Here is a 14,421-nt window from a genome sequence, read left to right as displayed (position 1 = left end):
ATGCATCGTGGTACAATGATGGGGGAATAAGAAACGCAAGTCTAATGCGTTTTTGTTATATTTAGCTGTGTCGATGAAAGGCGCTGGCTATGACTATTTACGGTCGCTTTTGCGCACTAAATAGTCGCCTAGGCTTTGGAATCCTTGTACCAGCACCACTAGAATCACCACAGTGATTAGCATAATGGTTGGGTTGAAGCGGTTGTAGCCATAGCGAATGCCAAGGTCGCCAAGGCCGCCGCCGCCTACTGCGCCTGCCATGGCTGAGTAGCTCACCAGGGTGACGAGCGTAATGGTGAGGCCAGTAATAATGCCGCCGCGAGCTTCGGGAATCAGCACCTTGGTAATAATTTGCCAAGGCGTCGCACCCATGGATTGTGCCGATTCAATTAACCCTGGAGAAATCTCGTTGAGCGCGCCTTCAATGAGGCGAGCCACAAACGGAATTGCTGCAATGGTCAGCGGTACGGAGGCGGCGTTGATGCCGATAGACGTACCTACCAGCATGCGGGTGAAGGGGATGATGGCCACCATCAAAATGATGAAGGGAATTGAGCGGCCAATATTGGTAATGATACCCAACACTTGGTTAAGCACCGGCATCGCCAGAATTTGTCGCGGGCGGGTGACATAAAGCATTACGCCCAGTGGCAGGCCAAGCAGTGTGGCGATGACGCCGGACACTGCCACCATATAAAGGGTATCCAGCGTGGCCTGTAAAATAAGATCAAACATTGCGCTGGACATGGCCGAGTACCTCCACCTGTAGTTGATGCGCTGCTAAATAGGACATGGCTTGCTGGGTTTGCTCATGGCTGCCCAGTAATTCGGCAATCATTAGGCCAAGAGTGCGGTCCTGAATGGACTCGACTTTGGCCTGCAAAATGCTGACATCGACGCTGCACTCACGCGCCAAGCGAGAAATGAGCGGCGTGGAGACGGCATCGCCTGAGAAAGTCAGCCGCACCACCGGATGTGTATGTTCGCTGGGGCTCTCTTCCAGGCGTTCCAAAAGCTCTTTAGGAGGACTGAGCTGTAGAAAGTCGTTCAAAAAGTCGCGGCCAAGCTGGGTGGCTGGCGCAGTAAAGAAGTCGCCGACTTCCGCGTCTTCTACCAGCTTGCCGTCAGAGATCAGGCTTACCCGATGGCAAATCGATTTCACCACTTCCATTTCGTGGGTAATCAGCAGAATGGTAATCCCCAGCTGATGGTTGATATCCCTGAGGAGTTCAAGGATTGAACTGGTCGTTTGCGGGTCGAGGGCTGAAGTCGCTTCGTCGCATAGCAGCACGTTGGGCTTGCTGGCCAGGGCGCGGGCAATGGCCACGCGCTGTTTTTGGCCGCCGGAAAGCTGGGCAGGGTACTGCTTCGCTTTATCGGCTAAGCCCACCATCTCCAATAGCGGTAAAACACGATTTTTGATAGCGCTGCGCTTTTCGCCCATCAGCTCCAGGGGAAGGGCGACATTATCAAACACGGTCCGCGTGGTGAGCAGGTTAAAGTGCTGAAAAATCATACCAATACGATGGCGAGCATGGTTGAGCTCACGACGGCGTAGACCGGTCATTTCTTGACCATCCACCAAAACGCTACCACTAGTGGGGCGTTCTAGCAGATTGACGCAGCGAATGAGCGTCGATTTGCCCGCACCGGACAGACCAATCACGCCGTGTATCGTGCCTTTGGGAATCGTTAAATTAACATTCTGAAGAGCATGGACGGCGCTGTCGCCGCTGCCATAGGTTTTACTAACGTTGCTAAGTTCAATCATAGCGTCTGCCTTAATGGTAGGCCGAAGACGGAGTGCGAGGGGGCAAGCGTAGGGCGGGGAACAAAAAAAGGCCACCCTTGCGGGTGGCCATCAATGCTGGACACACCCTTTTAGCTGCACTTCACCCCGCCAAAGGCCAGGTGGACGCCCGCAATCTGGGTACAAATCGGCGTCATTACATTTGCGGCGAAAGTCTAAAGAGTGGCGAATGGGTTGTCAATTAAATCCGTTCTATTTCATGTTTTTAAGTTCATATACAGGTTTATTTTCTTTTTAGTTGATAGTTTTTGGTTTTTGTTGCTGTTTCGAGGTGATTGAACTGCTTGCTAACAGCAAAAAAGCCATGATCAATAGGCGTCTGCTAACCACTGGCTGCACAAGGTTGGGTCATTAGTAGTAAGCTTGCGCGAGTTTTTATGGTCTACGCCATCCTACTAACCTGAGATTGAAAGGAAGGGCCAATGTTTACTGGCATTGTTCAAGGTATCGCTGAGGTCGTTGAGGTGCATGAACTAGAGGAGTTCCGCACCCATGTGGTTGCTCTGCCAGAGAGTATGCGTAGCGGGTTAGAGATTGGTGCATCAGTGGCACATAACGGCGTTTGCCTGACGGTAACGGCGATAGATGGTGAGCGCGTTAGCTTTGACCTGATGCGCGAAACGCTGAGATTGACCAATCTTGGTGCAATTACGCCAGGCCAATGCGTCAATATAGAGCGCGCAGCTCGTTTTGGGGATGAAATTGGCGGGCACTCCATGTCAGGCCACATTATTTGTATGGCGAAGGTAGTAGCTATTGAAGAAGCTCCTAATAACCGTCGGCTCTGGTTTGCGTTGCCTGATAAAGCGGCCAAGTTTGTGTTTGAAAAAGGCTATATTGGTGTCGACGGTATCAGCCTCACCGTTGGCGATGTACGCCCATCTGCCGATGGGGTAGGGGTGGAGTTCAGTGTTAATCTCATCCCTGAAACATTGTCACGCACGATGTTAGGTAGCCGTTTGATGAATGACTGGGTCAATATTGAAATTGACCCGCAGACTCAAGTGATTGTTGAGACGGTGGAGCGGGTTCTGGCGAGCCGCCAATAGTGGAAAATCTTGGCTCTTTGTTGACCAATCGGTTAGCTCATGGCCTGAAGTTTGCTAATAAATTAGGTATGAGGCTTCTCCTCAACTTAGCTAGCCGCACTTGAGGTGCTCGCATCGCGTGGTGCCTTTCGGTAGTATGTGCGGCTTTTCTCGCATCAAGGGACGCATTCAGCGTAAGCGCGAAGGATAAAAACTAAATGAAATCACTGGACAACTACTTCAAGCTCACAGAGCAGAAGACCAATGTAAAAACGGAAGTGATCGCTGGGATTACAACGTTTCTTACCATGGCGTATATCATCTTCGTTAACCCAAGCATTCTCTCGGAAGCGGGAATGGATTACGGCGCTGTGTTCGTAGCCACCTGTTTGGCCGCGGCGATTGGCTGTTTCGTGATGGGCCTATGGGCCAATTATCCGATCGCTCAAGCGCCGGGTATGGGGTTGAATGCCTTCTTTACCTACGGCGTGGTGCTGGGTATGGGCTACACCTGGGAAGCGGCGTTAGGGGCCGTCTTCTTCTCTGGTTTGACCTTTTTCCTGCTGAGTATTTTTAAAATTCGCGAATGGATCATTAATTCTATTCCGCTCTCTTTACGTTTGGGCATCGCGGCGGGTATCGGCCTTTTCCTGGCAATGATTGCACTGAAGAATGCCGGTATTGTCGTGGCAAACCCGGCAACCTTTGTTGCCCTTGGTGACCTATCAGAGCCTGCGCCGCTTTACGCGCTGCTGGGCTTCTTCGTGATTACCGCATTGGCTTACCTGCGTGTTACTGGCGCCGTTATGATCGGCATTATTGGTGTCACCGTGCTGGCCATGGTGCTGGGTCACAATCAGTACGGTGGCATTATGTCGATGCCTCCTTCGATTGCACCGACGTTCATGGCGATGGATCTGGTGGGCGCGCTAGATGTAGCCATGCTCAGCGTTATCTTCGCTTTTTTGTTTGTCGATCTGTTTGATACGTCCGGTACGCTGGTAGGTGTTGCTCACCGTGGCAAACTATTGGATGAAGACGGCAAGCTACCGCGTATTGGTCGTGCCATGATGGCAGATAGTACCGCTTCGATGGCGGGCGCCGCGCTGGGTACCTCCACCACGACCAGCTATATCGAATCAACCGCAGGTATTGTATCTGGTGGGCGTACTGGCTTAACGGCCGTTGTGGTGGGCGTACTGTTCTTGATCAGCCTATTTTTCGCGCCGCTGGCAGGTTCTATTCCGGCTTATGCAACGGCGGGTGCGCTACTGTATGTAGCGGTACTGATGGCGGGTAGTCTTGCACATGCCAACTGGGAAGACCCCACAGACGCCGCGCCGGTGCTGATCGCTGCGCTGGCCATGCCGCTGACCTTCTCGATTGCCGAGGGTATTGCCCTGGGCTTTATCAGCTACGTTGCCATCAAGACCCTGTCAGGTCGATTCAGCGACCTGAATCCGGCAGTGGTCGTGCTGGCGCTGCTGTTTGCAGCAAAGTTCCTGTTCCTGGGCTAACTGCCCGCATTTTGACTAATCAATGAGAGACGCGATGAGCATCTACGGCGATTATATTAAGTCCGTTATTCGCACGGTTCCTGACTGGCCAGAGCAAGGAGTGAACTTCCGTGACATCACTCCGCTGCTGCAAAACAGCGCTGCCTTTCGCAAGCTGATCGATAGCTTCGTGCACCGCTACCAGGAGATGAACTTGGATGCCATCGCGGCCATTGACGCCCGTGGCTTTATTATCGGTGCGCCGCTGGCGTATGAGTTGGGCTGCAGCTTTGTGCCGGTGCGCAAAAAAGGCAAGCTTCCGTTTAAAACCATCAGCGAAACCTACACGCTGGAGTATGGCCATTCAGAAGTAGAGCTGCATGCTGATGCGTTCCAGGAAGGCGACCGGATCCTGTTAATGGACGACTTGATTGCCACTGGTGGCACGATGCTGGCAGCCGCGAATTTGATTCAGCGCTGCGGTGGGCAGGTGGTGGAAACAGCCACTATCATTGATCTACCTGAGCTGGGTGGTTCTCAGAAAATTCGCGATGCGGGCTATAGCGTATTCGCGGTCTGTTCCTTTAACGAAGACGAGTAACTCCCCATGAGCAGCGAACGCTACCATCAACATTTCACCGTCTCTTGGGACCAAATTCACCGCGACGTGCGCCAACTTTGCCATCTTTTAATCGAACGTGATTTTAAGGGCATTGTTGCGATTACTCGCGGTGGCTTGATTCCGGCGGCGCTGATTGCTCGCGAACTGAATATCCGTTTGATTGATACCGTGTGCATCAAAAGTTACGACCATATGGATCAAGGTGGTCTGGATATTATGAAAGGGGTGGATCACGACGGTGACGGCTGGCTGCTGGTTGATGACCTCGTCGATACGGGAAAAACGGCACGCGCCGTACGCGAAATGCTCCCAAAAGCGCACTTTGTCACGATTTACGCTAAGCCAGAGGGTCGCCCTTTGGTGGATCAATACCTGACCGAAGTGGCTCAGCAGTGCTGGATTCAGTTCCCTTGGGATATGGGCATTGCCTACGTAGAGCCTCTCGCTGACCAAATGAAGAAGTAATATGGCTAACCCGCTACCCGAAGACTGGAGCCAGTGGCTGGGGCAGGATTTTCAGGCTGACTATATGTCCGCCCTGAAAGCATTTTTGGCCGCAGAGAAAGCGGCTAAGAAAGTGATCTACCCTCACTCCTCAAACTGGTTTCGCGCCTTTGAATTAACGCCGCTCTCCTCGGTGAAAGTGGTAATTCTAGGGCAGGATCCTTACCACGGGCCTAATCAGGCCCATGGGCTCTGTTTTTCGGTACAGCCGGGCGTGCAAGTGCCGCCGTCGCTGGTCAATATCTACAAAGAGTTGGCAAGCGATGTCGGTTTTACCCCAGTGCGTCATGGCTTTTTAGAGTCGTGGGCGAAGCAGGGGGTGCTGCTGCTGAACACAGCGCTTACCGTTGAACAGGGCAACGCCGCGTCGCATCGGGGAAAAGGTTGGGAGCATTTTACTGACCGAGCGATTGAAACCGTGAGTCAGCATGCAGAGTCCTGCGTTTTTTTGCTGTGGGGTAGCCATGCTCGCCAGAAAAAAGCGCTCATCGATACCTCTCGCCATTTGGTACTTGAGTCACCACACCCGTCGCCCCTGTCGGCGCACCGTGGTTTCTTTGGTAATCACCACTTTTCGCGGGCGAATCAATTCTTGCAGGAGCAAGGGCGGACGCCAATTGAGTGGCAATTGCCCGAAACCCCTTAACCTGATGGTCAGTTGCGGGTAGAATGGCGCGCAATTTTGTAAGCATGTCGATGCGACCTAGGTCGCTATCCTGAATCCCCTGCAGTGAGGAAGCCCCATGAGTGTCTACGCCATTAACCATCCGCTTGTTCAACATAAGCTGGGATTGATGCGCGAAGCTGATTTGAGCACTAAGAGCTTTCGTGAACTGGCAGGTGAAGTGGCTAAGCTTTTGACCTATGAAGCAACCAAAGGTCTGGAGCTGGAAGACCATGAGATTCAGGGCTGGAACGGCGAGCCCATTGCGACCCGTCGTTTGAAAGGTAAGAAAGTCACTATCGTGCCGATCCTGCGTGCCGGGCTAGGCATGTTGGAGGGCGTAACGGATTTAATCCCTAGCGCACGGGTAAGCGTTGTTGGCCTTTACCGGGATGAAGAGACGCTTCAACCGGTACCTTACTTCGCTAAATTCGCCAACGACATCGAAGAGCGCATGGCGATTGTGATTGATCCGATGCTGGCGACTGGTGGTTCGATGGTGGCCACGTTGGATATGCTGCGTGAGCGTGGCTGTGAACATATGAAAGTGATTGTCTTAGTTGCTGCCCCTGAAGGGATTAAACGGGTGCAAGATGCTTATCCTGATGTAGAGATTTACACGGCGTCGGTGGATGACCGACTCGATGAGAATGGCTACATCGTCCCCGGCTTGGGAGATGCCGGCGATAAGATTTTCGGAACGCGTTAAGCGCTCCGCCTCAAAAGGCCCCTTACGCTTCGCGTTGGGGGCATTTTTTTGCCTCCGTTACTAATAACCGACCCCCAGGAGTGGTGTGATGACAAACAGTGCTGGTCAAGAGTCGTGGCCTAAAATGCTGCTTACCGGCGCGCAAATGCTGTTCGTGGCCTTTGGTGCGCTTGTGTTGGTTCCGCTATTAACCGGGCTAGACCCCAGCGTGGCACTCTTTACCGCCGGGATTGGCACGTTGGTGTTTCATGGCGTGACCAAACAAACGGTGCCGGTGTTTCTAGCTTCTTCCTTTGCATTTATTGCTCCTATTCAAGGCTCAATCGCCAGTTTTGGTGTTTCTGCCACGCTGGGCGGCCTGATGGCCGCGGGCCTTGTCTATGTTGCCATTTCCCAGGCGGTGCGCTTGAAGGGCACCGCCTGGTTGCATCGTTTGCTACCTGCTGTCGTGGTGGGCCCAGTGATTATGGTGATCGGTTTAGCGCTAGCGCCAGTCGCGGTCAGTATGGCAACCGGTGAAACCAGCGATAATATTAGCTATGGGCAAGCTATTTTTCTCTCCATGGCCAGTCTGTTAGTAACCTTATTGCTCGCGGTGTTTGGCCGTGGGCTGCTGCGTTTAGTGCCGATTATGGGCGGCATTGCAACGGGGTATGCGTTGGCGCTGATTATGGGGGTGGTTGATTTTACTCCGGTGCGTGAAGCGGCTTGGCTCTCTATTCCCAACTTTACCGCGCCGAGTTTTCACTGGGCGGCCATCCTGTTTATGATTCCAGTGGCCATCGCTCCCGCCGTTGAGCATATTGGCGATATGGTGGCGATTGGCTCGGTGACACGTAAAAACTATCTTGAAAAACCTGGCTTGCACCGCACGTTACTGGGCGATGGCTTGGCAACGACGGCAGCAGCCCTGTTCGGTGGGCCGCCTAACACGACTTATTCAGAAGTTACCGGTGCTGTGACGCTAACCAAGGCATTCAATCCAAAATATATGATTGTGGCTGCCGTTATTGCCATCATCCTTGCCTTTGTTGGCAAATTGGGGGCGCTGCTGCAGACAATTCCTGGGCCGGTCATGGGTGGGATTATGACGCTGCTATTCGGCTCTATTGCCGTAGTGGGGATGAATACCCTGGTGCGCGCAGGTCAGTCGCTTACGGCGGCGCGTAACCTAGTGGTGGTGTCACTTATTTTGGTGTTTGGTATCGGTGGTATGCAGTTTGGTGGCGGGCAATTCACTTTGCAGGGCGTTAGCTTAGCCGCTTTGGTAGGCATTGCGTTAAACTGGTTATTGCCCGCAGAAAAAGAGGATGAGTAACCCGTGGCGCGAATGGTGACTTATGAGTGATGCCCTACGATGCTCGTTTCCCGTATTAGGGGTGGCAGCCTGGAGTGGGACCGGTAAAACCACGCTGCTAGAGCAGCTGTTACCTCTACTGCGCGAAAAGGACCTTTCGGTAGCGGTGATTAAACATGCCCACCACCAGTTTGATGTGGATCAGCCGGGTAAAGACAGCTACAAGCTGCGTAGCGCCGGGGCCACTCCTATGCTGATTGCATCGCGCCAACGTTTTGCACTGATGCAGGAGACGCCAGGGCAGGAGGAGCCTAATTTAGCCTATTTGCTTACCCTAATGGCGCCGCATCACCCTGATCTGGTGATTGTGGAAGGCTTCAAAGCATGGCCTATTCCCAAGCTGGTGCTTTACCGAGACGGAATAGGCGATCCGGCTATTTTATGCGATGAGTGGGTGCAGGCGGCTGCGCTTACTGCTGAGCCGCCGGTGGCTCTTAGGCCATCGGTGGCCCGCTTGGATTTAAATAATTGTGAAGAGATTGCTCGCTGGGTAAGTGAGTGGGCCGACCAACAACGCCGCACTCTGGCTTGATGATGAAAAGGTGACACCATGCAGTTAACCCACCTGAACGCGCACGGCGAAGCGAATATGGTTGATGTCGGCGATAAGCGCGAGACCCGTCGTGAGGCTGTTGCCTCTGGGCGAATCGTGATGCAGCCCAATACTCTGCAGCTATTAAGCGATGGGGCGCTGCCCAAAGGGGATGTACTCGCAACAGCGCGTATTGCGGGTATTCAAGCAGCGAAGCGAACTCATGAACTGATTCCGCTCTGCCACTCGCTGGCGCTCTCCAAAGTAGCGGTGGATTTCGATATTGACCATGCAAATGGCTGGGTGAATGTATCGGCCATGTGTCGCTTGAACGGGCGCACGGGCGTCGAGATGGAAGCGTTGACGGCCGTTTCGGTTGCTTGCCTGACGCTTTACGATATGTGTAAAGCCGTTGATAAAGAGATGCGCATTGAAGCTGTGCAGCTCGACAGCAAGCGAGGCGGATTGCGTGGTGACTATCAGCGGGAGCGTGAGATGGTCACGCCTATTGTCACCGGTGAAGGCGCAGTGGGAGAGGTAAGCTTAGGTGAGCGCTGTGCCTCGCCCTGTGTGCGCGTCAAGTTTTTGGCAGAGCTGCGTGAGCGGGTCGGTGAGAGTGATCTGGCCATTGGGCTTGATAAGCTGCCAAGTCGCGATGTGGCCGGGCTAAAAGCTGCGCTTAGTGCCCAGGATGCACGCTTTTCCGTGCTGGCTGATCAGCGCACTCTATGTGCCATTAACCAAGTGATGGCAAATGATAGCGCTCGTATCACTGATGATGACGAAGTGGCCTTTTTTCCACCGGTAACGGGAGGCTAAGCCGTGTCTGTTAGCGAGCCGACATTGCCAGACATCGCGGTAGAAGTGCAGTCCGCTCCGTTTTCAATGGCGTACGGCTATGAGAGCGCGCTGCGCCAGCGCACCGACATTGGTGCGATTGTGACGTTCACTGGGTTAGTGCGAGATTTTAACGAGACGCCCGACGTAACGGGGTTAACCCTTGAGCACTATCCAGGAATGACCGAGCGCACCTTAACGCAAATTGCTGAGCAAGCCTGGCAGCGCTGGGCGCTGCAGGCGGTGCGTGTTATTCATCGGGTGGGCGACTTATCCCCGGGCGACCCTATCGTTAGAGTGCTGGTGGCAAGCGCGCACCGCCGCGATGCGTTTGAGGCCTGCGATTTCATTATGGATTATTTAAAAACCCAGGCGCCGTTTTGGAAGAAAGAGCACTCCAAGCAGGGGGCGTACTGGGTTAAAGAGCGCCACACCGATCAGCAGGATGCTGAACGCTGGTAACACCTGTGTTTAAGGCTCGTCGTTTAACTCTTCGATGGTCGGCATTTCAGCGGCCATGATCTGCAGGTGCACGTCTGGCATATGTTGCAAGTGGTTAGCCAGCCAGTGCACCAGCCTTGGCTGCAGCGCATGGCGCAAATCAGCCAAGGTGTCTGCCTCAATCTCTTCTAGCTGCTCATCCAGCCACTCGCTGAAGCTATCTTCATCCATAGGGCTTGCGCCGTTGGCGTCAAGCATCAGACGACCAATACGACACCATCCCGTTTCTGTTGCTGCTACCGGTAGCGCTAGAAACAGACTGCCACGACGGGTAGTGGGATGGCTGCTCTCAAGGCCTGGGTGAGGCACGACGCTATTTTGGTTAACAATGCAAGGCGGCTGTGGGTAGCGCGTTTCGCAGCGCAGCCCTTGGTGGTCAAGCACAATCATATCGCCATTCACCGGTGCTAACGGCGCTCTGATACCTAGCTCCTCAGCAAGCGCTTGGTGCGCCTCCTGATGGCGCGCTTCACCATGTACCGGCAGTAGCATTTTGGGCCTCACCCACTGGTAGAGCTTTTTCAGCTCTTCCTGAGCGGGGTGGCCGGTTGCATGAAGCTCGGGGTGGTTCATTTCGTCGAACAGCGTGACACCGAGTTGCAGTAAACGTTTTTTAAGCTGCTCGATAGGGCGCTCATTGCCTGGAATTGTTTTGGCGGAAAAAATCACGCTACCGCCGGGTTCCAAGTCCACAAAGGGGTGTCGACGCTGCGCTAAACGCTGCAAGGCAGCGCGAGGCTCGCCTTGGCTACCGGTGGCAATAATCACGACCTCCTCCGGTGGTAGATAGCCCAAATCATGGGGTGGCACCAGGGGGGGGAAGTTATCCAGATAACCAAGGCCTCTAGCAACACTGACCATGCGCTCCATTGAGCGGCCCATCAAACTAACGCGACGGCCACACGCTTGGGCCGCTAAGCCAATGGCCAGTACGCGCGCTAGGTTGCTAGCAAAACAGGATACTACCACGCGGCCTTTACACGCTTTCAATGTGGTGGAAAGCGCCTTGGCAACATCCCCCTCGCTGCCCGACTGCCCTGGCATTGGCGCATTGGTCGAGTCACCTACCAGAAGATCCACCGGCGCCAGTGCTCTAAACTGGGCAGCGTTCACGGGGGCGCCAATCAGTGGGTTGGGGTCGAGTTTCCAGTCGCCGGTGTGCAGTATGCGGTAATCACCCGCCTGCATCATGATGGAGCAGCTTTCGGGGATGGAGTGGGTAACACTCAAGTAGCGTAGTGTAAATGGCCCGCTCTCCACCGCATCGCCTGGTTCGATCACTTCAATGGAGGCGCTGCTGAGGTGGTGTTCGGCGAATTTGTAACGCAATAGCCCTGCCGCGAGAGGAGTGGCAAAGATAGGGCAACCCCATTTGGGCCATAGCCACGCCACCGCACCAATATGATCTTCATGACCATGGGTGATAAACAGCGCCTTAGGTGTGATCTTCAGTGCCTCTAGGGTATCGGTATTAGGTACTTGCAGCGGCGAGTTGGGCAGGTCTTGGCGAATCATCATGCCGCAATCTACGGCGATCCACTGGTCGTCGTATCCATACAGCGTAAGATTCATTCCAATTTCACCACATCCACCTAGCGGGAGTAGGCGCAGGGGCGGGCGACGACGGGGACGAAGTTGAACGCGGGATGGATGCATCAGTTATGAAAAGCCTAGAAAGTAATTCCTTAACTATACGGGAAGCGGGGGGCGGGTAACAATCATCGCGGCACCTGACCACGGTGCTTCCTCATCGTGCTTACGGTACACTACCGCCGCTAATGTGGTTTACCTGCTGGTAGGCAGGTGCTTGGCGAGCGTGCCGTTAAATACGTTAAGAGTGTTTGTTATGTCTCATTACTATCGTTTAGTTGTTTCCTGCCCAGATCAAGTGGGCATCGTGGCGCGTGTCTCAAGTTTCATTGCTCAACAAGGTGGCTCAATTACCGAAGCCAGCCAGCACTCTGACTTAGAGACTGGCCGCTTTTTTATGCGTTACGAGATTCTGGCGGATTCTCTGGGTATGTCGGCGGAAGCACTGCGCACGTCGTTTGAGCCGGTGGCGGCTGAATTTGATATGCAGTGGTCGCTGGTGGATACCCAAAAGCGCCGCCGTGTGGTGTTGATGGTGTCTCGGGAATCCCACTGTTTGGTGGACCTTCTCTACCGCTGGCAGGCAGGTGAGTTGGATTGCGATATTGTCGGCGTTATCTCTAATCACGATGATATGCGCTCGCTGACTGAATGGTATGGCATCCCTTATCATCATGTACCAGTTGACCCGGCTAATAAACAAACGGCTTTTGAACAGGTGCAGGAGCAGATTGATGCTGCCCGCGCTGACTGCATAGTGCTGGCACGCTATATGCAAATTCTGCCGCCTTCGCTTTGCGAACGGTATGCAGGACGCGTGATTAACATTCATCACAGCTTCTTGCCTTCCTTTGCGGGTGCCAAGCCGTATCATCAAGCCTATGAGCGGGGCGTGAAACTGATTGGGGCAACTTGCCACTATGTGACAGAAGAGCTGGATGCAGGCCCCATAATTGAGCAGGACATTCACCGGGTCAGCCACTGTCACACGCCTACTGATTTGGTACGTTTTGGTCGCGATGTGGAAAAAGCGGTATTGGCGCGGGGGCTGCGTTGGCACCTAGAAGATCGCGTGCTAATTCACGGCAACAAAACGGTCGTTTTTAGCTAATCGGCAGAAGGGGGCGCTATGTCGTTTGCACAAAGCGTATTGGCACCGTGGGCACTCGTGATGACGTGGCTTTTATCGTTGGGTGTCATCGTCTGGTGCTTATGCCTGCGCCCCTGGCGGCCACTACTTGAGGATACAGCGCTTCAGCACCGCTGGATGGCAGCTACGTTGGCCATCATGTTGATGTGGCAATTGCGTGCGCAAGCGGTGGACTGGTTAACGCTTCACTTGGTGTTTACGGTGCTGATGACGCTAGTCTTTAAAATGCCGCTGGCGTTGATCAGCAATGTGATGATTAATGTCGCCATGGTGGCTATTGGCAGAAACGATTGGTCGCTAATGGGGGCAAATGTGCTGGTGACAGGTATTGTGCCTGCGACCGTGACCGGTTTTGTATGGCGAATCGTTGACCGTCGGTTGCCTGATAATTTGATGGTGTTTTTATTTGCTTGTGGCTTTTTTGGAACGGCCTTGGCGACCTTAGGGGGAGGGCTATCTACTGTTGCGCTGATTATCGTAGCGGGCACTGATCCCGAGGCCGTCTATCTCGCCCAAGAGTATGCCCGCTTTTTACCGTTACTGATGCCGTCAGAGGCATTTATAACCGGTATGCTGCTGAGTATTTTACTAGTGTACCACCCAAGCTGGGTGGCCACCTTTAATGACCACCGCTATATCGACTTGCAGTAGCCTGCCTTACAGGTTGGGCAACTAGCCAAGCGCTTGCCCATTACCACCGCGAATAACACCAACACCCACGCCTTCAATATCAAGCTGCTGAGTGCGTAGGTCGATCTCAATTGGTGCGAAATCTGCGTTCTCGGCAATCAGTGTTACTTGATGCCCTTGGCGTTTAAAACGCTTGACTGTTACTTCGTCTTCTAATCGTGCCACGACAATTTGCCCATCGCGAACGCGGTCAGTGCGATGCACGGCCAGAAGGTCGCCTTCAAGAATGCCTACATCTTTCATGGATAGGCCGCGCACCCGTAGCAGGTAATCTGCTTTAGGCGTGAAGTACTCAGCGGGCAGCGGGCAGTAACGGTCAATATGTTCAGCCGCAAGGATAGGGCTGCCAGCGGCGACCTCACCAATCACAGGAAGCCCATTGGGCAGCGGCTCATTAGTAGCAGGTGCTGCAGCCGCTGGCGTTTCAGTAAGCTCCTGCGGCTCCTGGTTAGGTAAGCGGATGCCTCGTGATGTATTGCGAATTATACGAATAGCGCCTTTGCGCTCGAGCGCACGCAAATGCTCTTCTGCTGCGTTAGGCGAGCGGAATCCCAGCGCTTTGGCAATTTCGGCGCGGGTAGGGGGGTAGCCAAGCTCACCCATGGTCTTAACGATAAAATCAAATACGTGCTGCTGACGTGCTGTGAGTGGACGCGACATACCAAACTCCAAAACAGTGAAAAGACAGTAGCTACATGTCGGCTTAATCAGTATGTGTTTAAGTATACAGTATGTTGCTCTGTCCAGTACATGACGAGTTACACCCAACCGAGACAGTCGTTAAGTGTCCACCTGAATCCGTGAGACCGGCCCCCGGAAGCACTTCTAACCCACTGACCTGCATGGCAATATAGCCATTATCGCCATTCACCCAGACAGTGCCATGCCTAACATAAAGTTCCGCGCCAGTTGCCGCACCCCCACCAGCCAC

16 protein-coding genes are annotated in these 14,421 nt (G+C 53.7%); 12 read left to right on the top strand and 4 right to left on the bottom strand.

Annotated elements, in window-relative coordinates; all coding sequences use genetic code 11:
• Nucleotides 1–93: 93 nt before the first annotated feature.
• Together AC13CY_RS10165 and AC13CY_RS10160 are read right to left on the bottom strand one after the other, a co-directional pair.
• Nucleotides 94–747, bottom strand: a complete 654-nt coding sequence (locus tag AC13CY_RS10165) for a methionine ABC transporter permease (protein WP_044628308.1) — start codon at nucleotides 745–747, stop codon at nucleotides 94–96.
• Entirely contained in the window at nucleotides 728–1,771 is a 1,044-nt protein-coding gene (locus tag AC13CY_RS10160) for a methionine ABC transporter ATP-binding protein (RefSeq protein WP_062360398.1), read from the bottom strand. Before AC13CY_RS10160 ends, AC13CY_RS10165 begins: the two co-directional genes overlap by 20 nt.
• A 461-nt stretch (nucleotides 1,772–2,232) precedes the next feature.
• Here AC13CY_RS10160 and AC13CY_RS10155 point away from each other — a divergent pair, with 461 nt between their 5' ends.
• The 10 genes from AC13CY_RS10155 to moaE all read left to right on the top strand — a co-directional run bounded on the left by AC13CY_RS10155 (nucleotide 2,233) and on the right by moaE (nucleotide 10,021).
• Nucleotides 2,233–2,859: a riboflavin synthase gene (locus AC13CY_RS10155; RefSeq protein WP_054640843.1), complete on the top strand. Its 627-nt coding sequence runs from the start codon at nucleotides 2,233–2,235 to the stop codon at nucleotides 2,857–2,859.
• 197 nt (nucleotides 2,860–3,056) lie between these two features.
• Nucleotides 3,057–4,355 (top strand): NCS2 family permease, encoded by a 1,299-nt coding sequence (locus AC13CY_RS10150; RefSeq protein WP_054640844.1) that lies wholly within the window; start codon nucleotides 3,057–3,059, stop codon nucleotides 4,353–4,355.
• 34 nt (nucleotides 4,356–4,389) lie between these two features.
• On the top strand, nucleotides 4,390–4,935 hold the full coding sequence (locus AC13CY_RS10145; RefSeq protein WP_044628303.1) for an adenine phosphoribosyltransferase: 546 nt from the start codon (nucleotides 4,390–4,392) through the stop codon (nucleotides 4,933–4,935).
• 6 nt (nucleotides 4,936–4,941) lie between these two features.
• Nucleotides 4,942–5,421 carry a xanthine phosphoribosyltransferase gene (gpt, locus tag AC13CY_RS10140; protein WP_044628302.1) on the top strand — a complete coding sequence of 160 codons (480 nt, stop codon included), beginning with the start codon at nucleotides 4,942–4,944 and terminating at the stop codon, nucleotides 5,419–5,421.
• A 1-nt stretch (nucleotide 5,422) separates the two neighbouring features.
• Nucleotides 5,423–6,106 carry a uracil-DNA glycosylase gene (gene ung / locus AC13CY_RS10135; RefSeq protein ID WP_044628301.1) on the top strand — a complete coding sequence of 228 codons (684 nt, stop codon included), beginning with the start codon at nucleotides 5,423–5,425 and terminating at the stop codon, nucleotides 6,104–6,106.
• A 97-nt stretch (nucleotides 6,107–6,203) separates the two neighbouring features.
• On the top strand, nucleotides 6,204–6,833 hold the full coding sequence (upp, locus tag AC13CY_RS10130; RefSeq protein ID WP_044628300.1) for a uracil phosphoribosyltransferase: 630 nt from the start codon (nucleotides 6,204–6,206) through the stop codon (nucleotides 6,831–6,833).
• 88 nt (nucleotides 6,834–6,921) lie between these two features.
• Entirely contained in the window at nucleotides 6,922–8,151 is a 1,230-nt protein-coding gene (locus AC13CY_RS10125) for a uracil-xanthine permease family protein (protein WP_054640846.1), read from the top strand.
• A gap of 22 nt (nucleotides 8,152–8,173) precedes the next feature.
• The gene (mobB, locus tag AC13CY_RS10120; RefSeq protein ID WP_172514545.1) at nucleotides 8,174–8,722 is read left to right on the top strand and encodes a molybdopterin-guanine dinucleotide biosynthesis protein B; all 549 of its coding nucleotides are present in this window, start codon (nucleotides 8,174–8,176) and stop codon (nucleotides 8,720–8,722) included.
• A gap of 18 nt (nucleotides 8,723–8,740) precedes the next feature.
• Nucleotides 8,741–9,541, top strand: a complete 801-nt coding sequence (gene moaC, locus AC13CY_RS10115) for a cyclic pyranopterin monophosphate synthase MoaC (protein ID WP_062360390.1) — start codon at nucleotides 8,741–8,743, stop codon at nucleotides 9,539–9,541.
• 3 nt (nucleotides 9,542–9,544) lie between these two features.
• Nucleotides 9,545–10,021 carry a molybdopterin synthase catalytic subunit MoaE gene (gene moaE, locus AC13CY_RS10110; RefSeq protein WP_074210515.1) on the top strand — a complete coding sequence of 159 codons (477 nt, stop codon included), beginning with the start codon at nucleotides 9,545–9,547 and terminating at the stop codon, nucleotides 10,019–10,021.
• 9 nt (nucleotides 10,022–10,030) lie between these two features.
• Here the strand turns inward: moaE and AC13CY_RS10105 are convergent, their stop codons facing one another.
• On the bottom strand, nucleotides 10,031–11,632 hold the full coding sequence (locus AC13CY_RS10105) for a ribonuclease J (protein WP_172514544.1): 1,602 nt from the start codon (nucleotides 11,630–11,632) through the stop codon (nucleotides 10,031–10,033).
• Between the two features lie 274 nt (nucleotides 11,633–11,906).
• Between AC13CY_RS10105 and purU the strand changes: the two genes are divergently transcribed.
• Both purU and AC13CY_RS10095 read left to right on the top strand, forming a co-directional pair.
• A complete protein-coding gene (gene purU, locus AC13CY_RS10100) occupies nucleotides 11,907–12,761 on the top strand; it encodes a formyltetrahydrofolate deformylase (RefSeq protein ID WP_044628295.1) in 855 nt (284 codons plus the stop codon).
• Between the two features lie 18 nt (nucleotides 12,762–12,779).
• Nucleotides 12,780–13,451 (top strand): energy-coupling factor ABC transporter permease, encoded by a 672-nt coding sequence (locus AC13CY_RS10095; RefSeq protein ID WP_172514543.1) that lies wholly within the window; start codon nucleotides 12,780–12,782, stop codon nucleotides 13,449–13,451.
• 21 nt (nucleotides 13,452–13,472) lie between these two features.
• On the opposite strand, the gene lexA is transcribed toward AC13CY_RS10095, so the two are convergent.
• Complete coding sequence (gene lexA, locus AC13CY_RS10090; RefSeq protein ID WP_044628293.1) at nucleotides 13,473–14,150, bottom strand: transcriptional repressor LexA; 678 nt, start codon at nucleotides 14,148–14,150, stop codon at nucleotides 13,473–13,475.
• Between the last annotated feature and the right edge of the window lie 271 nt (nucleotides 14,151–14,421).

Source organism: Vreelandella sp. L-15 (assembly GCF_056857635.1).
The sequence above is the reverse complement of the archived record's forward strand: the minus strand, read 5'-3'. Positions and strand labels throughout refer to the sequence as shown.